The organism is Vibrio sp. 03_296 (genome assembly GCF_002265885.1).
In genome coordinates this window covers 1-521 of the sequence record NZ_NPKW01001378.1, presented here as the reverse complement: position 1 = coordinate 521, position 521 = coordinate 1, and the positions used below count along the sequence as shown (strand labels likewise).

At 49.1% G+C, this 521-nt stretch carries 1 pseudogene; it reads right to left on the bottom strand.

What is annotated here, in order from left to right:
- Positions 1 to 521, bottom strand: a pseudogene (locus CIK04_RS32445) (UvrD-helicase domain-containing protein); the annotation flags it as partial.

The following is a 521-nucleotide window of genomic DNA, read 5'->3' as shown; positions in this document are numbered from 1 at the left end:
TCAAGGCGAATGGTGTTACAGCTCGGAAACTCAAGGGTGAACTTTCGATGTTTTCCACTTTCGCGCCACGCCAACCGTAAATTGACTGGTCATCATCACCGACGATCATCACATGGCACTCAGGCCCCGCCATCATACGCAGCCAAGCGTATTGAATGTTGTTGGTGTCTTGGAACTCGTCGACCAAGATGTGTTTAAAACGTGCTTGATAGTGTTCGCGGATGAATTTGTTTTCACGCAGTAGCTCATGCGCACGCAACAAGATTTCCGCAAAGTCGACCAAACCTGCACGATCACACGCTTCTTGATAGGCGGTGTACAACTGTAGGTAGGTTTTGGTCGACGGGATCGTGGTAAGCATCGATGTGCGCATGGGTCGCAATCCTTCGTCTTTTTGCCATTGATCCACCAAGCGACTTGGCGCGCTGGCCACTGTTTGTCATCCAGTTTTGCGCTTTGATCAGTCGCTTAAGCAAACGCTGTTGATCATCACTATCAATAATTTGGAAATCTTCCGGCAG